Consider the following 17,902-nt stretch of genomic DNA (forward strand, 5'->3'; position numbering starts at 1 on the left):
CCGGCTCCTCCCCCATTCGTGATGCGAAAGGCTCTGTTGTGAGTACCGAAGCGTATGTGTACGACGCGATCCGCACCCCGCGCGGCCGAGGCAAGGCCAACGGCGCCCTGCACGGCACCAAGCCGATCGACCTCGTCATCGGCCTGATCCACGAGATCCGCGCCCGTTTCCCCGGGCTGGACCCGGCCGCGGTCGACGACATCGTGCTCGGCGTCGTGGGCCCGGTCGGTGACCAGGGCTCTGACATCGCCCGTATCGCCGCCATCGCGGCCGGACTGCCCGACACCGTCGCGGGCGTCCAGGAGAACCGCTTCTGCGCGTCCGGTCTCGAAGCCGTCAACATGGCAGCGATGAAGGTCCGTTCCGGTTGGGAGGACCTGGTGCTGGCCGGCGGTGTCGAGTCGATGTCGCGCGTACCGATGGCGTCCGACGGTGGCGCCTGGTTCGCCGACCCCATGACCAACTTCGACACCAACTTCGCACCCCAGGGCATCGGCGCCGACCTGATCGCCACCGTCGAGGGCTTCTCCCGCCGCGACGTGGACGAGTACGCGGCGCTCTCCCAGGAGCGTGCGGCCGCGGCCTGGAAGGACGGCCGGTTCGAACGGTCCGTCGTCCCCGTCAAGGACCGCAACGGTCTCACCGTCCTCGACCACGACGAGCACATGCGCCCGGGCACCACGGCCGACTCGCTGGCGGCCCTGAAGCCGTCCTTCGCGACCATCGGTGAGATGGGCGGTTTCGACGCCGTGGCCCTGCAGACCTACCACTGGGTGGAGAAGATCGACCACGTCCACCACGCGGGCAACTCCTCCGGCATCGTCGACGGTGCCTCGCTCGTGGCGGTCGGCTCCAAGGAGGTCGGCGAACGCTACGGGCTCACTCCCCGCGCCCGCATCGTCTCGGCCGCCGTTTCCGGATCCGAGCCGACCATCATGCTCACGGGCCCGGCGCCCGCCACCCGCAAGGCGCTGGCCAAGGCCGGACTCACCATCGACGACATCGACCTGGTCGAGATCAACGAGGCGTTCGCCGCGGTGGTCCTCCGCTTCGTGCGGGACATGGGGATCTCCCTGGACAAGGTCAACGTCAACGGCGGCGCCATCGCCATGGGCCACCCGCTGGGCGCCACCGGCGCGATGATCCTCGGCACGCTCATCGACGAGCTCGAGCGTCAGGACAAGCGCTACGGCCTCGCCACGCTCTGCGTCGGCGGCGGCATGGGCATCGCCACCGTCGTCGAGCGTCTCTGACCGTCCCGTCCCTCCTCTTCCCCCGTACGGAGAAGCAGCAATGACCGCAACGCCGACGAGCACCACCATCCGCTGGGAGCAGGACGAGACCGGGGTCGTCACCCTCGTCCTCGACGACCCCAACCAGTCCGCCAACACCATGAACCAGGCCTTCAGGGAGTCCATCACGGCGATCGCCGCCCGGGCCGAGGCCGAGAAGGACACGATCCGCGGCATCATCGTCACCTCCGCCAAGAAGACGTTCTTCGCCGGCGGTGACCTCAAGGACATGATCAGGGTCGGGCCGGAGAACGCCCAGCAGGCCTTCGACATGGGCATGGGCATCAAGCATGCGCTGCGCCGGATCGAGACCCTCGGCAAGCCGGTCGTCGCCGCCATCAACGGTGCCGCGCTGGGTGGCGGCTACGAGATCGCCCTCGCCTGCCACCACCGCATCGCCCTCGACGTACGCGGATCCAAGATCGGCCTGCCCGAGGTGACGCTGGGCCTGCTGCCGGCAGGCGGTGGGGTGACCCGGACGGTGCGGCTCATGGGCATCGCGGACGCCCTGCTCAAGGTGCTCCTGCAGGGAACCCAGTACACCCCCCAGCGGGCCCTGGAGAACGGTCTGGTCCACGACGTCGCCGCGACCGAGGAGGAGATGCTCGCCAAGGCGCGCGCCTTCATCGACGCGAACCCCGAGTCGCAGCAGCCCTGGGACGTCAAGGGGTACAAGATCCCGGGCGGTACGCCGTCGAACCCCAAGTTCGCCGCCAACCTGCCCGCCTTCCCGGCCACCCTGAAGAAGCAGCTGAACGGTGCCCCCTACCCGGCGCCCCGCAACATCCTCGCGACCGCGGTCGAGGGCTCGCAGGTGGACTTCGAGAACGCCCAGGTCATCGAGGCGCGCTACTTCACCGAGCTGCTCACCGGGCAGACGGCCAAGAACATGATCCAGGCGTTCTTCTTCGACCTTCAGGCGGTCAACTCGGGCGCCAATCGTCCCCGGGGCATCGAGCAGCGCCCCGTGCGCAAGGTCGCCGTCCTGGGTGCCGGCATGATGGGCGCTGGCATCGCCTACTCCTGTGCCAAGGCCGGGATCGAGGTCGTCCTGAAGGACGTCAGCGTCGATGCCGCCGAGCGGGGCAAGGCCTACTCCGAGAAGCTGCTGGACAAGGCGCTGAGCAGGGGCCGCACGACCGAAGCCAAGCGGGCCGAGCTGCTCGCGCGCATCACCCCGACCGCCGACCCTGCCGACCTCGCGGGCTGCGACGCCGTCATCGAGGCGGTCTTCGAGGACGCGGCGCTCAAGCACAAGGTGTTCCAGGAGATCCAGCACGTCATCGAGCCCGACGCGCTGCTGTGCTCCAACACCTCGACCCTGCCGATCACCCTCCTCGCCGACGGTGTGGAACGGCCCGTCGACTTCATCGGACTGCACTTCTTCTCGCCCGTCGACAAGATGCCGCTGGTCGAGATCATCAAGGGTGAGCGGACCGGCGACGAGGCGTTGGCCCGCGCCTTCGACCTCGTGCGCCAGATCAACAAGACGCCGATCGTGGTGAATGACTCGCGCGGCTTCTTCACCTCGCGGGTCATCGGCCAGTTCATCAACGAGGGGGTCGCGATGGTCGGCGAGGGCGTCGAGCCCGCGTCGATCGAGCAGGCGGCGGCCCAGGCGGGGTACCCGGCGAAGGTGCTCTCCCTGATGGACGAGCTGACCCTCACCCTCCCGCGGAAGATCCGCGGCGAGTCGAGGCGGGCGGTGGAGGAGGCCGGCGGCACCTGGACGGGCCACCCCGCGGACGCCGTCATCGACCGTCTCGTCGACGAGTTCGGACGCACCGGACGCAGCGGGGGCGCGGGCTTCTACGATTACGTGGACGGTCAGCGGGCCGGTCTGTGGCCGGGGTTGCGCGAGCACTTCGCGAAGCCCGACGTCCACGTCCCCTTCGAGGACATGAAGGAGCGGATGCTCTTCTCGGAGGCCCTGGACACCGTCCGCTGCGTGGAGGAGGGCGTGTTGACCTCCGTCGCCGACGCCAACATCGGCTCCATCATGGGCATCGGCTTCCCCGCCTGGACGGGCGGCGTGCTCCAGTACATCAACGGGTACGAGGGGGGCGCCGGAGTGGGCAACGGTCTGCCCGGATTCGTCGCCCGGGCGCGCGAGCTGGCGGCGGCGTACGGCGAGCGCTTCGAGCCGCCCGCGCTGCTGGTGGAGAAGGCGGAGAAGGGCGAGACCTTCACCGACTGACAGGGGGCAACGGCACGGGCGGCCCCGCCGCGAGCGAGGGGCCGTCCCGGCGGCCCCTCCGCGTCCAGGGGCTGCTGCGCCCGTACCGCGCACGTCCAGCGGTTCCGACTGCGGCGCGGGTCCGTGTCGGGTGCGGGCTTCTGCGCGCCCGGCCGGCCCCGCTCGGTTGGCCCGCGGGTTGGCCCACCGTCAGTCGGCCGGGCTCGCGCCGAACGCCGCACGCAGCTCCTCCCTCAAGGACCGCTGGAAGGCGGTCACCAGGGCTTGGATCACCATCGGCTGCATGTGAGCGGAGAGGGACTTCATGGCCGCCACGTGGTCCGGGTCGGCTTCGCGTTGCCGGTACGGATCCCACACCTCGTCGCGGAACAGCCGGGTGAGCTCGTGGGCCGCGGTCCGTGCGTGCTCCAGCAGTACGGTGCGGGAGGCGAGGATCGTCTCGTGCGCGATGGGCACGTCCAGGAGTTCCACGCCGAGCCGCAGCAGGCCGCCGTCCAGCCGGTACGCGTCCGGCGCGCCCGCGCGGTCGACCACGCCCATCGCGGCCAGTCGGTCGACGTCCTGGTCCGACAGCGGTCGACCGGCCCGGCGCTCCAGTTCCTGCCTGCTGGTCTCCTCAGCGGACTCGGGGGCCCAGGACGCCACCAGAGCCCGGTGGATCGCCAGGTCGTGGGCGCTCAGGTCGGGCGGGAGCTGCTCCAGGTAGCGTTCGATCGCGGCGAGGGTCATACCCTGGCGCTGCAGCTCCTCGATGAGGGCCAGCCGGGAGAGGTGGGACGCGCCGTAGTGGCCGACCCGTCGCGGACCGATCGTCGGGGGAGGCAGGAGCCCCCGGGTGCTGTAGAAGCGGATGGTGCGGACGGTGACACCCGCGCGGGCGGCCAGTTCGTCGACCGTCAGTGTCGGCTCGTCGGTCTCCTCCGTCGCCATGGTCTCCCTTGCCTCCCGCGTGCTGTGTGCCAGTGCAACAGTATTGCTGTCTCACCAGAGTTGTGAAAGCCATTGCCGCATCGGTGGCACGGGTACGACGGAGAGCGCCGGCCGGCTGATCGGCATGGGGCGTACCGTCGCGATTTCGCCGGAGGAGCACACGAACGGGGCTCCGACGACGCTGCGGTCGCGGGACAAGGCCCTGGAGCTCGGTGCGTCGGTGCACATGCCCCGGATCGGCTGCGGTCTGGCGGGAGGCCGGTGGTCGCGGGTGGAGCCGCTGGTGGTCGAACGGCTCGTCGCGCGCGGGGTGGCCGTCACGGTGTACGACCACGGTCGCTAGACCCCCCGTCTTCCTTGGTGTGTACCTGCCGCTAGAGTGCGGTGTTTGTTCGAATGTGGAGCATGGCGAAGGGGAGCGCATGCACACGCAACTCAGGGAAACCGCGGTCGAGTTGGCTGAGGTCCTGTGGCGCGAGCACACCGTCTATCGCGATCGGGCAGGGGGAGTCGTCATCCGGGGGGAGCACGTCCAACGCTGGATCAGTCTCGCCCCCAGCGGTGGGCGGGACGAGGTTCTCGTGCGCGTCGGACGCATCCTCCACGGAGGGACCACGGCTCCGGCGCGGGCGGAGTCGGTGGTGAGCCTGGGGGCGGGTAAGGGCGAACTGGCCGCTGTCTGCCGCCGGCTGCTGGCCGAGGCGGCAGCCGATGCGGCACCCCCGGGGACGCCGCGGGGGCGGTCGCGGCCCGGGGGCCGTGGGCCGCGCGAGCGGAGGATCCGTTCCCACCGCAGCGGACGCGCGCGCCACACGGGGCTCGCCGCCTGGACGGTCATCCTCGGCATCGCCGGGCTCGTGGCCCTCTACGTGTACAACGTCGCAGGGGCCCACCGGTAGCGCGCTCCCGCCGGGTCCGCTCGCGGCTGCCGGCGGCGATGCGGTGCGGCGCGGAGGCGGTCACCGGGTGAGGGGGAATGACTCGCCGTGGTGGTGTCCATGACGGGTCACGGGCACCACCACGTCACCGGAACGGCCTCGAGCCACCGTCGCAGGGCGACCCCTGACCGGCCCGACCGGCCGGTGCGTCCCGGAGGCTTCCGGTCGTGCTACTGCGCGCCTGCGGTGACCGGATAGTGGTCGGACAGGTTCGTGTACGTGTACGAGGTGCCCCAGCTCGAGACGGTCCACGGGGCGCTCTGCTCCTTGACCACACCGTTGGTCCAGCCGGACGGCTTGGCGTGGCCCGCCCGGTGCAGGACGTAGTCGAGGTCCTCGCGCGGATCGTCCGGGTAGCGGTAGGAGGCGATCGAGTTCTCGCGCGTGTCGAACGAGTACGGATGTCCGGTGCGGGCGTCGGCAGCCGTCAGGCCGCCGTCGGCCAGCATCGTGGCGTACTCGGGTGTCCGCGAGTCGACGTTGAAGTCTCCCGCGACCATGACCTGTTCCGTGGACGGGATGTTCTTGGCGTCGAGGAACGTGTCGATCGCCCGGAACTGGCGGCTGCGCATCCGAGCCGCCTCGCCGGTCCCGCATCCCGGATCGGTGGACTGGGTATGCGTGCCGACCACGTGCACGCGGGTGCCGTTCACGTTCAGCACCACGTAGACGAAGCCCTTGTTGGACCACCAGTCGGCGCCGCACGCGTCCTTGTAGACGTACTGCTCCTTGCGCTCGATGGGCCACCTGCTCAGGATCGTGACGCCGCCGTCCTCCGGGGTCAGGGCGGAGTAGGCGCCGCTCGTCGCGTCCCACCCGCTCTTGCTGCGGCCCATCACCGGGGTCTGGTACGGGTACTGGGCACGGGCGTTGGCCTGGAGAGCGTCCGAGGAGGAGTTGTCGAACGCCTCCTGGAGCACGACGACGTCGTTGCCCTGGAAGAAGCCGGCGGCCGGGATCGCCTTGGCCCGGTGATCCTGGCCCCAGTTCGGGTACAGGGTCTTGCTGAACAGGAACACGTTGTACGTCAGCACCTTCAGAGCGGGCGCGGCGGGTACCGGTGGCGTGGTTGCGGCGGACGCCGAGGGCGCGGCCACCGCCAGGGCGGCGGCAAGGGCCGTCGACAGGGCGGCGCCGGAAAGACGGCGGAGCGTGGAGTGCGGCACTGGAACTCCCGGATGTGAGGGGGGTGATGTCCGGCGCGCACATCAAAGCAGCGGCAGTTACCTTCGGGTAACCGTTTGGTGCCGGTTTTCTTGCCGCAGGTCCACGATCACGCGAACACGTCCGGTCGGCCGCCGCTGCCGCACCAACGGGGCCGCTGCGGTCCCCCCCCGGGAATCGTCCCGTCCCCGGAGATCGCATACTGGAGACGGAGGGAAGGGGACGGAGCCCCGCGTCCCGCCGACTCTGGGAGCACCGATGAGCAGGCAGTCCGAGCCCGCGCCTCCGCCGCCCGGCGGTGTGCTGTGGAGCCTCGCCGGCGACGTCCGGGGGCTGCTGATGTTGCCCGCTGCCCTCACCATGCAGGTCGCCCACCCCGCCGTCGGCGCCGGTGTCGACGAGCACTCCGTCTTCCGCACCGACCCGTGGGGTCGTGGTGAGCGTTCCCTGCGCTCGCTCCAGCTGTGGGTGTACGGCGGTGAGGCCGCCGCCGAGGAGGGGCGCCGACTGCGCCAGCTGCACCGCACGATCCAGGGCACCGACACCCGTGGCCGCCGCTACCACGCGCTGACCCCGGAGTACTACGCCTGGGTGCACGCCACCGGCTTCCCGGTGTACCAGTACGCCTCCCGGTACCTGCACCGGCCGCTCACCTCGCAACAGGAGCGGCAGTTGTACGCGGAATGGCTCCAGGTCGGCCGCGTGCTCGGCATCCGCGACCGCGACATGCCCCAGACCGTCGAAGAGTTCTGGCCGTACTACCACAAGGTCCTCGCAGACGAGCTGGAGGCGACCGCCGTCGTGCGGGACCTGGTCGAGACCCACGCCCGCGTACCTCCGCCGGACCGTGGCCCGCTGGCGATCCGGCTGCTGCTGCGGGCGTTCTGGCCGGTGCTCCTACCGCCGCTCGCGCGCTTCCGGCGCTTCGTCACCGTCGGCCTGATGCCGCCGGACGCCCGTCGGGCGATAGGACTCGAGTGGAGTGCCCCTCAAGAGCGTCGGCTGCGCCGTTTCGGGCTCGTGGTGCGGGCAACCGTGCCGCTGCTGCCCGAGCGGTGGCGCTACCTGCCACTCGCCAGGGAAGCCCGGCGCAGGGTTCGGGGCGCGGCCCGAGTCACGCCGAAGCCCGGTGCACCAGCGTCGTCGGGGTGATCACCGATGCCGGTGCGGCGTCCCCACCGCCGTCGCCCAGTGCGCGCATCAGCAACCGCACCATCAACCTGCCGTTGCCCTCGATGTCCTGACGGACAGTCGTCAGGGGAGGATCGGTGGCCTCGGCCACCGGGGTCATGTCGTCGAATCCGACCAGCGCGACGTCCTCCGGCACCCGCAGCCCACGCTCACGCAGCACCGTCAGTGCTCCGGAAGCCATCAGGTCGTTCGAGGCGAAGACCGCGTCGGGCGCGGCACCCCGGTCGAGCAGCCCTGCCATCGCCCGTGCTCCACTCGCCGCAGTGAAGTCGCCGTGCACGGTCAACGAGGGGTCGGCGGTGGGCAGTACGTCGCGATAGCCGTCGAGGCGGTCCCGCGCCGAGGTCTGATCGGACGGTCCCGCTATGTGGGCGATCCGGCTGCGTCCGAGGGCGACGAGATGACGCACGGCGACGCGGGCGCCGCCCCGGTTGTCGCAGTCCACGAAGGGCACCGCGCCCTGCGATCCGGCCCCCGGTCCACCGGGGCGACCGCCGAACACGGCGGGTACGCCCGAACCGCGTACGACGGAGGGGAGATCGTCGTGGTCGTGCAGCGAGAAGGCGAGGGCACCGTCGACGTGACCGCCGCCGAGGTAGCGGGCGATCCGTTCGTGGTCGTCCTGACCTTCCACCCACAGGAGCACCAATTGGCTGTCGTGCACGGTGAGTTCACGGCTGATTCCGCGGAGCTGTCGCTCGAAGAAGGGGTCCGAAAAGACCCGGAACTCGGGCTCCGCGATGATCACGGCGACGGCTCCGCTGCGCCGGGTGACCAGGCTCCGTGCCGCGAGGTTCGGTACGTAGCCGAGTTCCGCTACGGCTTCGCGCACCCGGTCCGCCAGCGGTGCCCGCACTCCGGCGCCGCCGTTGACGACACGGGACGCGGTCGCGCGGGAGACGCCCGCCCGGGCGGCCACGGCCTCGAGGGTCGGCCTGGTCTCCCTGCTCCGATCGGGCACGGGTCGCTCCTCACCGTCGGTGTCCGGGCGGGTGACATGGGTTACGGGGAGCCAGGGTAACGCCAAGCGCCGCCGCCCCGTCCGGGTGGCGGCGCCTGGCCACGGGTCAGCGGCCGTGGTGTTCCTGCGCGTGGATGGTGTCGGTCTCGGCGATCTTCCGGTACGACGCCGGCGGTGCGGGCCGGGTGTCGACGCGGGCGCGGCCCGCACTCGTTCCGGCCGGGCCGGTGGGGGCAGGCTTCACGGTCTCGAAGAGCCAGGTGTCGAAGAGAGCGGCCAGCGGCTTGCCCGAGACCTTCTCCGCGTACTGCACGAAGTCGCTCACGGAGGCGTTGCCACCCGCCTTCGCCGTCGGCCAGCCCTTGAGGATCGCGAAGAAGTCCTTCTCCCCGACGCGGTTGCGCAGCACCTGAAGGGCGAGCGCCCCCCGGTCGTACACCGCGATGTCGAACTGCTTGTCGGGCCCGGGGTCCCCGGGCTTCACCGTCCAGAACGGGTCGTCGGCCGGGTGTTGTGCGTAGACGTAGTCCGCCAGCTCCTGTGCCGTGCCTTCGCCCTCCTTCTCCGACCAGAGCCACTGGCTGTAGCGGGCGAAGCCCTCATTGACCCAGATGTCCTTCCAGCCCTTGACGGAGACGCTGTCCCCGTACCACTGGTGGGCCAATTCGTGGACGACCACCGAGACGTTCGCCCCGTTCGCGAACTGCCGCGGGCTGTAGAAGGGACGGGTTTGTGTTTCCAAGGCGTAGCCGCTGGTCACATTGGGGACGTAACCGCCGAGCGCGGCGAACGGGTACGGTCCGAAGACCGTTTCGAGCCACTCCGCCACTTCGGTCGTCCGTTCGACGCTCGCGCGCGCGGCACCCGCGTTGTCCCCCAGGTCCTTGCTGTAGGCGTTGAGGACGGGGAGGCCGTTCGCCGTCGTGTCGGTCGTGATGTCGAACGCGCCGACGGCGAGCGTGGCCAGATACGTCGCCTGCGGCTTGTTCGACCGCCAGTTGTAGCGGGTCCAGCCGAGGCGCGACGTCTGCGACTGCAGGACTCCGTTGCTGATCGCCTGGGTACCGTCCGGCACGGAGACCGAGATGTCGAACGTGGCCTTGTCCAGCGGGTGGTCGTTGGAAGGGAACCACCACACCGCGGAGTCCGGCTCCTGGGCGGCGATCCCGCCGTCGGGGGTTCGGTGCCAGGCCGACCAGCCGTCGATCTTCAATTCGGAGGGCTTGCCCGCGTACCGGACGACCACCGAGACCGCCCTGCCCCGCTCCAACGGCGCAGCCGGGGTGATCTCCAGTTCCTGGTTCCCCGCCTTGGCGAACGCCGCCTTCCTCCCGTTCACCCGTACCTCGCTGACCTGCAGGCCGAAATCGAGGTTGAACCGGGAGAGGTTCTGCTTGGCGGTGGCGAGGATCGTCGCCGTGCCCTCCAACAAGTCCGACTTCGGCTGGTACTTCAGCCGCAGGTCGTAGTGCGAGACGTCGTAGCCGCCGTTGCCGCTGGCCGGGTAGTAGGGATCACCGATTCCGGGTGCCCCGGGGACGTGGTCGGCCGCCGATGCCGGGATCGCCAGCAGAAGAGAAGCCGCAAGTACGCTCGGGACGAGGATTCTGCGGTGCACGAATGCTCCAAGTGGTCGGGGCGGATGATCTCTCCGGAGCCTATTGACGCGCGCTCCGCTCAGCCGTGTCCATGGCCCCGGCCGTCACGCGATCGCCATTCGGCCGAGATGCCGCGGTGTACCCCGCCCATTACTCCGCTCTGCTGATGGCTCGTCATGCCCTCTGTCCTGACGTAGTCGTCCGGAGTACCTTCCGCCCCATGCCGATTCCCGCGTGGCACCCGCGCGTCCTGTGCAGAGTGATCGCAGCCGTGGCCGCAGCCGCCCTGGTGTCCGTCCTGGGGCCGCCGGGCAGCGCCGCGGGCACCGGACCCGCCGAGAGCCGTCCCGTGTACTCGTTCGACGACGCGATCCGCGAATCCGTATGGGTGGACACCCGCCTCGACGGTGACGGCGACGGACGGTCCGACCGCGTGGCCGTCGACATCGTCCGGCCCCGCGAACCCGCACAACATGGCCGGAAAGTACCGGTCATCATGGATGCCAGTCCGTATTACTCCTGTTGCGGGCGCGGCAACGAGAGCCAGAAGAAGACATACGGACCCGACGGCAGACCCGTCCAGTTCCCGTTGTTCTACGACAACTACTTCGTCCCGCGGGGCTACGCGTTCGCCGCGGTCGACCTCGCCGGCACCAACCGGTCCGACGGGTGCAGCGACGTGGGCGGACGCTCGGACATCGCCTCCGCCAAGGCCGTCGTCGACTGGCTCAACGGCCGCGCACGTGGCTACACCACGCGTACCGGCACCCGACGCGTCCGGGCCGACTGGACCACGGGCGACACCGGAATGATCGGCAAGAGCTGGGACGGCACCATCGCCAACGGCGTCGCCGCAACCGGGGTCGAGGGGCTGAGGACCGTCGTCCCGATCGCCGCCATCTCCTCGTGGTACGACTACTTCTTCGCCCAGGGAGCCCCCCTCTACGGATCCGGACCCGACTGGCTAGGGGACTACGTCAACAGTGCCGAGGCGCGGGCACGCTGCGCCGGCGTTCAGCAGCGACTCATCGACGGCGCCCCGCGCAGCGGAGACTGGACCCGGCTGTGGAGCGAGCGCAACTACGTCCGTCGCGCCGCCAAGGTCCGGGCCAGTGTCTTCGCCGTCCACGGCATGCAGGACCTGAACGTTCGGCCCGGTCACTTCGGGCGGTGGTGGGACGCACTCGCCCGGAACGGCGTGGAGCGCAAGGTGTGGCTCTCGCAGACCGGTCACGTCGACCCCTTCGACTTCCGCCGCGCCGACTGGGTCGCCACCCTGCACCGCTGGTTCGACCACTACCTGCTCGGCTACGACAACGGGATCGACCGCGAACCGGTGGCCGACGTCGAGCGCGCCCCCGGCCGTTGGTCCACGGACCGGGTCTGGCCGCCCCGCACCACGAGTCCCACCACCCTGCGCCCGAGGAGGGGCGCCGTCCCCGGCGTGGGGACGCTCGGCGCAGCGCCCGCCCGGCCGGGCACCACGGAGACGTTCACCGACGATCCGGCACTCGGTGAGACCTCCTGGGCGGGGGACGTCGACCGCACCACGCCCGCGAAGGTCGCCTTCAGGACACCCCGCCTGACCCGCGCCCTCCGGCTCTCCGGTTCCTCCACGGTCACCGTCACCGCCACACCGTCGACCACGACCGCACACCTGACCGCGGTGCTGGTCGATCTCGGGCCCGACACCATCCGGGACTACTCCGCCACCGGCGAGGGCATCACCACCCTTCCCGAGCGCACCTGCTGGGGGGCCGGTACCAGCGGCGACAGCTCCTGCTTCAAGGAGACCGCGGCACGCACCACCGCCGTCGGCTACACCGTGATCAGCCGGGGCTGGGCGGATCTCGGTACCTACGTCTCGGCGGCCAGGGGGCGTCCGCTCACCCCCGGCAAGGCCTACACCATCACCCTCGGCCTGCACGCCACGGACCACGTCATCCCCGCCGGGCACCGGCTGGCACTCATCGTCGGCGGCACCGACAAGGACCTCGTCGAACCGCCGTCCACCCGGCCGCGCCTCACCCTCGACCTGGCGCGCACCGCGGCGCGGCTCCCCCTCGTGGGGGGCTGGGGAGCCTTCCAACAAGCCGTGACCGGTACCGGCTCGGCGGCGCAGACCCCGTACGGCAAGCGACTCCAAGGCGTTGACGCACCACGTCCGAACCGTCCGGTCCCGGGAGGCAGCAGCCGATGAGCCGTCACATACGCCTGGTCGCCGTCGCGACGGCGGCCCTCGCCGCGTCCTTGCTGAGCGCACCCGTCCACGCCGCTCCCGGGAGTGCCGTCCCGATGGGGGCGGCAGCCCCGGTGGGGGGTGCGCCGCGCACCGGATTCGAGCTCTCCGACGGCGCACGCTGGACCACACAGGCCGAGGAGCGGCAATTCCTGACCGCCGTCGACCGGGCGACGGACCGGGTCGGCGTCAGCACCATCGGCACCACCGGACAGGGTCGCCCCGTGCGGCTCGTCCGCGTAGGCGGCTCCCGGACGACCACCAGCAGGATCCTGCTCGTCTGCAGCCAGCACGGCGACGAGCCGTCCGGACGCGAGGCATGCCTCAGCACCGTCCGGGACCTGGCGTACGCGGCGGACCCCGGGACGCGGCGGCTCCTCAGCCGCACGACGGTTTTCGTCATCCCGACCGCCAATCCCGACGGGCGGGCCGCCGACACCCGCGGCAACGCCGACGGGGTCGACGTCAACCGCGACCACATCGCCCTCAAGACGGCCGAGGGACGGGCCGTGGCCGCCGTCATCCGCGACCACCGCCCCGACGTCATCTACGACCTGCACGAGTACGGGGGCACCCCCCGCTTCTACGACAAGGACCTGCTGTCGCTCTGGCCGCGCAACCTCAACACCGCTTCCCCGGTGCACCGGGAAGCGCGCACCCTCTCCGAGCGCTACGTCCGGCCCGCGGCCCACGACGCCGGATTCAGCACGGGCGTCTACGGGATCTGGACCGACCCCGTCACCGGCGAGCCGGTCAAGCAGGTCGCCGGAGACGGTCAGGAACGGATCCTGCGCAATGCGGCGGGGATCAAGCACTCCGTCGGACTGCTCGTCGAGACGCGCACCGACCCCCTCACCGATGAGGAGAGGAACGACGAAGCGGTCAACAACCGTCGTCGGGTGACCAGCCAGCTGGTCGCGCTGCACGCGGCGTTCGCCTTCACGGAAGAACGGCGCGACCGGATCGAAGCCGCCACGTCCGCCGCCCGGACGGCAGGTCTCCTCGACCGCGGACCGATCCACCTCGGCGGCGCCGACAACGATCCCGCGGACCCGGCGGAGGTCATCGAGGACCCGCCCTGCGGCTACCGCCTCACCCCGGAGCAGTACGCGGACGTGCAGGACGAACTCGCCCTGCACGGCGTCCGTTCCCGGCCGGACCGGCACGGCGCCTACGTCCCTCTGCGGCAGTCCCAGCGGGCGCTCGTCCCGTTGCTCCTCGACGAGCGGGCCGCTTACCGCCTCACGGAGGGGAGGGCCGTGCCGGACTGCTGAGCGGCCCGCTCACCCGGCGAGATCCGCGGCGGCGCGGGCGCAGCCCCAGGCGACGGTGACGCCGGCGCCGCCGTGACCGTAGTTGTGGACCAGTCGGCTCCCGGACGGGCCGGTACCCGCTTCGAGGCGGACGCCCGACGTCCTGACCGGGCGCAGCCCCACCCGGTGCCCGATGACCTTGGCGTCCGCGATCTCGGGGCGGATCCGGGCGCAGCGTCCGACGATCGCCGCCGCGGCCGCCGGGTCCGGGGCTAGGGACCAGCAGCCCTCGTCCGCGGTGCCACCGAGGACGAGCCGTCCGGGTTGGGGGAAGAAGTACGTCGCCGTGGTTGCGGTGCCCTCCGCAGCGACGAACCAGGTGTCGACGCCCGGGTTCTCGACGAGCACCAGCTGGCCGCGGACGGGCGTCACCCCGTCGTCGGGCACCAGGTCGCGCGCCCCGATCCCGGTGCAGTTGACCACCACGGGGGCTCGGGCGGCCGCCTCGTCGAGGGAGACGATCCCGCGGATCTCCACCGCGGAGCCGGCCGCCGCCAGCCGTGACCGCAGCCAGGCCAGGTGCACCGGCATGTCGATCAGCGGCAGCCGCAGGCCCACCGCCGAGGAACACCCCGCCGGGAGCTCATCGGGTGCCAACTGCCGCAGCTTCGGCAGGTCCCGTGCCCACCAACCGAGTTCATCGAGCATGACCCCGGCCTGCATGCCGTCCACCAGGCGCACCCCCGTCGTCTCGGGCTGCGACGCGAGTTCCTCGTAGACCCGCAGGGAATCGAGAGACCAGTCGCCGACCAGCGCTTCCGGCTCGATCCGGTAGGGCCACCAGAGTGCCCCCGCGACCGCAGAGGGGGTCGCGGGGGCGGGGTCGCGGGTCCACACCCGCACGCGCCGTCCCCGCTCGGCGAGCACCACCGCCGTCGTCAGCCCGATGACCCCGCCGCCCACCACGATCACATCGCTCACGAAGACCGAGCGTAGCTCGATGTCGGGATCGAGGGGCCGAGGCGGCCGGTGGGCGCCGGGCGGGCGGGGTCGTCTCCGCCCTCGGAGGTCGGGTCGAACTGCGGTTGCAGCCCGGCCGATTCCCCGGCGCGTGGTCACAACACGACGCAGGTGGGGATACTCCAGACATGTCTGCCGAGTACGCGACCTTCGCCTTGGCCCCCGCGGTGCGAGCCGGGGGAGTCCTCGTCGACGGTGGTTACCAAGTCCATCGGGACTTCGTGGACTTCATCGTCGACGGCCGCCCGCTCCTCTTCCGGCTCGCCGACCTCGACGCCGTCTCGCCGTTGGCCTCCGACGTGCCACCGTCGATATTCGTCCACCAGGTGCGGAGCCTCCTCCTGGAAGCCGACCCGCCGCTCCCCGACGGCCGGCACGTCATCTACGGCTGTCCCGAGTGCGAGGCGCTCGCATGCGGGGCCGTGACCGCCGTCATCGAGCGGGACGGTGGCGACGTCATTTGGCGGGACTTCGCCTGGCAGACCGACGAGGAAGCAGATCTGGAGCGGGGCGGCTACCACGGGATCGGGCCGTTCCGCTTCCGCGCGGACCAGTACCGTGCCGCGTTGGAGCGGCTGTTGGTGGACGAGCAGGCCCGGCCGCGTCGCCGCGTCCTGCTGATCGGGCCGCGCGCCGCCGTCCTGGCACGGCTCGCCGCCGCGCTGCGGGGCATCGGAGTCGGCGCGGAGATCGCCCAGGACGCGACGGGGGTCCCGGCAGAGGAGCTCCGCACCTACGGGGCCGTCGCCTTCGGCGGTGCCGTCCGCGAAGCGGAGCGGGCGGCCGTGCGCGCGGCCTTCGCCGGAGCGGGGGTGGACGTCGCGTACGTCGAGGGCCTGGCCCCGGTCGTTCCGCTCCTCGTGGCGCAGATCGAGCACGCCCTCGACCGGGCACCGTCCGAGCGGCGTCGACTGGCGGAGTTGACGGTCGTCGAGGGGGCAGCCGCGGTGACCGTCACCTGCGCCTGCCGCGTACGCATCGTGGCGTACCGCCTGGACCTGCTCCACCGCACACACGTCCACGACGTCTTCGACGGCACCCTGGAGCCGGGCACGCACCGCATCCCCCTGGGCGGTCAGCCGACGAGGCGGCGGTCCTTCCTGGTGGCACGAGCCGTGGGGAGCGTGCTGGTCGCAGCCGTGGTGCGGTGAGCCGTCCGCGGAGGGCCTTCGGCAGGCACACCGATCCGGATCCCGTCATCGCGGGGCCGATCGGGCCGGACAGCGTCGGCAGGGCCGGGTGCGAGCGACTCCCGGCACCCTGCGACCCGGCACCCTGCGACCCGGCACCCTGCGACCCGGCACCCTGCGGCCCGGCACCCTGCGGCCCGGCACCCTGCGGCCCGGCACCCTGCGGCCCGGCACCCTGCGGCCCGGAGCCCGGAGCCCGGAGCCCGGAGCCCGGAGCCCGGAGCCCGGAGCCCGGAGCCCGGATAGGATCGCCGTCTCATGACTGCCACCCTCGTCGCCAAGGACCTCGCCGCCGGACACGGCGGCCGCTCGCTCTTCTCCGGGCTCGACCTCGTCGTCGCCCCCGGCGACGTGATCGGCCTGGTCGGCGTCAACGGCGCCGGGAAGTCCACCCTGCTCCGGCTGCTCGCCGGCCTCGACCGGCCCGAGCGGGGACAGCGGAAGCTGTCGCCACCCGGCGCCAACGTCGGGCACCTCCCGCAGGAGGCGGAGCGCCGCGACGGCGAGTCCGTACGGTGCTTCCTCGCCCGGCGCACCGGCGTCGCCGCCGCCCAGGCCGCGATGGACGACGCCACGCAGGGGCTCGTCGACGGCGTGCCGGGCGCGGACGACGCGTACGCGACGGCGCTCGAACGCTGGCTGGCCCTCGGAGGAGCCGACCTCGACGAGCGTGCGGAGGAGGTGGCGGGTTCACTCGGACTCACCGCCGACCTCGACCAGGCGATGACCTCGCTCTCCGGAGGCCAGGCCGCCCGCGCCGGACTCGCGTCGCTCCTGCTGTCCCGCTACGACGTCTTCCTGCTCGACGAACCGACCAACGACCTCGACCTGGACGGGTTGGAGCGGCTGGAGGCGTTCGTCCGGGGGCTGCGCGCCGGGACCGTCCTCGTCTCCCACGACCGCGAGTTCCTCACCCGCACCGCCACCAAGGTCCTCGAACTCGACCTCGCCCAACAGCAGACCACCCTCTACGGCGGCGGCTACGAGGCCTACCTGGAGGAGCGGGCGACGGCCCGCCGGCACGCCCGCGAGGAGTACGAGGAGTACGCCGACAAGAGGGCGGCGCTGGAGGGCCGGGCCCAGATGCAGCGCTCCTGGATGGACAAGGGAGTGAAGAACGCCCGGCGCAAGGCCGGCGACAACGACAAGATCGGCCGCAAGTTCCGCAGCGAAGCGAGCGAGAAGCAGGCTGCGAAGGCCCGCCAGACCCAGCGCATGATCGAGCGGCTCGATGCCGTCGAGGAACCCCGCAAGGAGTGGGAGCTGCGGATGGAGATCGCCGCCGCGCCACGCTCAGGCTCCGTCGTGGCGACCCTGAGCGAAGCCGCGGTACGTCGTGGCGATTTCCGTCTCGGGCCGGTCTCGCTGCAGATCGACTGCGCCGACAGGGTCGCCATCACCGGCGCCAACGGTTCCGGCAAGTCCACCCTGCTCGCCGCACTCCTGGGCCGCCTGCCCCTGGACGAGGGACGGGCAGCGCTCGGCTCCGGAGTGGTCATCGGGGAGGTCGACCAGGCGCGCCGGCTCTTCCACGGCACGGACTCGCTCCTGGACGCCTTCTGCGCGGCGGTCCCCGACACCGAGCCGGCCGACGTCCGCACCCTCCTCGCCAAGTTCGGCCTCAAGGCGGCGCACGTCTTGCGCCCTGCGGTGACCCTCTCCCCAGGAGAACGGACCCGTGCCGCGCTGGCACTGCTCCAGGGCAGGGGTGTCAACCTGCTCGTCCTCGACGAGCCGACGAACCACCTGGACCTCCCGGCGATCGAGCAGCTGGAGTCGGCCCTGGACTCGTACGGCGGCACCCTGCTCCTGGTCACCCATGACCGGCGGATGCTGGACGCCGTGCGCACGACCCGCCGGCTGGAGGTGGCGGACGGGAAGGTGACGGAGTCCACCTGACCGGAGCCGTCCCACCCGGCCCCGGGCGGG

Annotated in this window: 14 protein-coding genes; 9 read left to right on the forward strand and 5 right to left on the reverse strand. The window is 71.5% G+C overall.

The genetic code is table 11. From position 1 onward, the window contains the following. Positions 1-38 precede the first annotated feature (38 nt). A complete protein-coding gene (locus ACFXOM_RS20190) occupies positions 39-1,253 on the forward strand; it encodes an acetyl-CoA C-acetyltransferase (protein WP_384945778.1) in 1,215 nt (404 codons plus the stop codon). Positions 1,254-1,293: 40 nt separating this feature from the next. Continuing rightward, complete coding sequence (locus tag ACFXOM_RS20195) at positions 1,294-3,489, forward strand: 3-hydroxyacyl-CoA dehydrogenase NAD-binding domain-containing protein (RefSeq protein ID WP_384945775.1); 2,196 nt, start codon at positions 1,294-1,296, stop codon at positions 3,487-3,489. A 189-nt stretch (positions 3,490-3,678) separates the two neighbouring features. Here the strand turns inward: ACFXOM_RS20195 and ACFXOM_RS20200 are convergent, their stop codons facing one another. Next, positions 3,679-4,419, reverse strand: a complete 741-nt coding sequence (locus tag ACFXOM_RS20200; protein ID WP_384945773.1) for a MerR family transcriptional regulator — start codon at positions 4,417-4,419, stop codon at positions 3,679-3,681. Positions 4,420-4,543: 124 nt separating this feature from the next. On the opposite strand from ACFXOM_RS20200, the gene ACFXOM_RS20205 reads away from it, so the two are divergent. Next, the gene (locus tag ACFXOM_RS20205; RefSeq protein WP_384945886.1) at positions 4,544-4,762 is read left to right on the forward strand and encodes a hypothetical protein; all 219 of its coding nucleotides are present in this window, start codon (positions 4,544-4,546) and stop codon (positions 4,760-4,762) included. A 79-nt stretch (positions 4,763-4,841) separates the two neighbouring features. Beyond that, complete coding sequence (locus tag ACFXOM_RS20210; RefSeq protein ID WP_384945770.1) at positions 4,842-5,318, forward strand: hypothetical protein; 477 nt, start codon at positions 4,842-4,844, stop codon at positions 5,316-5,318. Positions 5,319-5,527: 209 nt separating this feature from the next. Here ACFXOM_RS20210 and sph read toward each other — a convergent pair whose 3' ends face one another. Further along, complete coding sequence (gene sph / locus ACFXOM_RS20215; RefSeq protein WP_384930665.1) at positions 5,528-6,523, reverse strand: sphingomyelin phosphodiesterase; 996 nt, start codon at positions 6,521-6,523, stop codon at positions 5,528-5,530. Between the two features lie 256 nt (positions 6,524-6,779). On the opposite strand from sph, the gene ACFXOM_RS20220 reads away from it, so the two are divergent. Next, positions 6,780-7,673 (forward strand): oxygenase MpaB family protein, encoded by an 894-nt coding sequence (locus tag ACFXOM_RS20220; protein ID WP_384930663.1) that lies wholly within the window; start codon positions 6,780-6,782, stop codon positions 7,671-7,673. Here the strand turns inward: ACFXOM_RS20220 and ACFXOM_RS20225 are convergent. Beyond that, on the reverse strand, positions 7,636-8,673 hold the full coding sequence (locus ACFXOM_RS20225) for a LacI family DNA-binding transcriptional regulator (protein ID WP_384945767.1): 1,038 nt from the start codon (positions 8,671-8,673) through the stop codon (positions 7,636-7,638). The genes ACFXOM_RS20220 and ACFXOM_RS20225 overlap by 38 nt on opposite strands. A gap of 106 nt (positions 8,674-8,779) precedes the next feature. Continuing rightward, on the reverse strand, positions 8,780-10,291 hold the full coding sequence (locus ACFXOM_RS20230) for a M1 family metallopeptidase (protein ID WP_384945766.1): 1,512 nt from the start codon (positions 10,289-10,291) through the stop codon (positions 8,780-8,782). 200 nt (positions 10,292-10,491) lie between these two features. Here ACFXOM_RS20230 and ACFXOM_RS20235 point away from each other — a divergent pair, with 200 nt between their 5' ends. Beyond that, positions 10,492-12,471 carry a Xaa-Pro dipeptidyl-peptidase gene (locus tag ACFXOM_RS20235; RefSeq protein WP_384930656.1) on the forward strand — a complete coding sequence of 660 codons (1,980 nt, stop codon included), beginning with the start codon at positions 10,492-10,494 and terminating at the stop codon, positions 12,469-12,471. Continuing rightward, positions 12,468-13,784, forward strand: coding sequence for a M14 family metallocarboxypeptidase (locus tag ACFXOM_RS20240; RefSeq protein WP_384945763.1), 1,317 nt, complete (start codon positions 12,468-12,470; stop codon positions 13,782-13,784). The genes ACFXOM_RS20235 and ACFXOM_RS20240 overlap by 4 nt, the downstream gene beginning before the upstream one ends. A gap of 9 nt (positions 13,785-13,793) precedes the next feature. On the opposite strand, the gene ACFXOM_RS20245 is transcribed toward ACFXOM_RS20240, so the two are convergent. Continuing rightward, on the reverse strand, positions 13,794-14,744 hold the full coding sequence (locus tag ACFXOM_RS20245) for an FAD-dependent oxidoreductase (protein WP_385038644.1): 951 nt from the start codon (positions 14,742-14,744) through the stop codon (positions 13,794-13,796). 167 nt (positions 14,745-14,911) lie between these two features. Here ACFXOM_RS20245 and ACFXOM_RS20250 point away from each other — a divergent pair, with 167 nt between their 5' ends. Both ACFXOM_RS20250 and ACFXOM_RS20255 read left to right on the forward strand, forming a co-directional pair. After that, positions 14,912-15,934 (forward strand): oxidoreductase, encoded by a 1,023-nt coding sequence (locus ACFXOM_RS20250; protein ID WP_384945759.1) that lies wholly within the window; start codon positions 14,912-14,914, stop codon positions 15,932-15,934. Positions 15,935-16,231: 297 nt separating this feature from the next. After that, positions 16,232-17,872: an ABC-F family ATP-binding cassette domain-containing protein gene (locus tag ACFXOM_RS20255; RefSeq protein ID WP_384930646.1), complete on the forward strand. Its 1,641-nt coding sequence runs from the start codon at positions 16,232-16,234 to the stop codon at positions 17,870-17,872. Positions 17,873-17,902: the final 30 nt, after the last annotated feature.

Source organism: Streptomyces sp. NPDC059169 (genome assembly GCF_042755225.1).
Classification (GTDB): domain Bacteria; phylum Actinomycetota; class Actinomycetes; order Streptomycetales; family Streptomycetaceae; genus Streptomyces.

Bases quoted from the DNA above. Each gene is read 5' to 3' on its own strand.
- ACFXOM_RS20195 (WP_384945775.1), top strand. From the start codon at position 1,294: ATGACCGCAACGCCGACGAGCACCACCATCCGCTGGGAGCAGGACGAG.
- ACFXOM_RS20200 (WP_384945773.1), bottom strand. From the start codon at position 4,419: ATGGCGACGGAGGAGACCGACGAGCCGACACTGACGGTCGACGAACTG.
- ACFXOM_RS20205 (WP_384945886.1), top strand. From the start codon at position 4,544: ATGGGGCGTACCGTCGCGATTTCGCCGGAGGAGCACACGAACGGGGCT.
- ACFXOM_RS20210 (WP_384945770.1), top strand. From the start codon at position 4,842: ATGCACACGCAACTCAGGGAAACCGCGGTCGAGTTGGCTGAGGTCCTG.
- ACFXOM_RS20220 (WP_384930663.1), top strand. From the start codon at position 6,780: ATGAGCAGGCAGTCCGAGCCCGCGCCTCCGCCGCCCGGCGGTGTGCTG.
- ACFXOM_RS20235 (WP_384930656.1), top strand. From the start codon at position 10,492: ATGCCGATTCCCGCGTGGCACCCGCGCGTCCTGTGCAGAGTGATCGCA.
- ACFXOM_RS20240 (WP_384945763.1), top strand. From the start codon at position 12,468: ATGAGCCGTCACATACGCCTGGTCGCCGTCGCGACGGCGGCCCTCGCC.
- ACFXOM_RS20250 (WP_384945759.1), top strand. From the start codon at position 14,912: ATGTCTGCCGAGTACGCGACCTTCGCCTTGGCCCCCGCGGTGCGAGCC.
- ACFXOM_RS20255 (WP_384930646.1), top strand. From the start codon at position 16,232: ATGACTGCCACCCTCGTCGCCAAGGACCTCGCCGCCGGACACGGCGGC.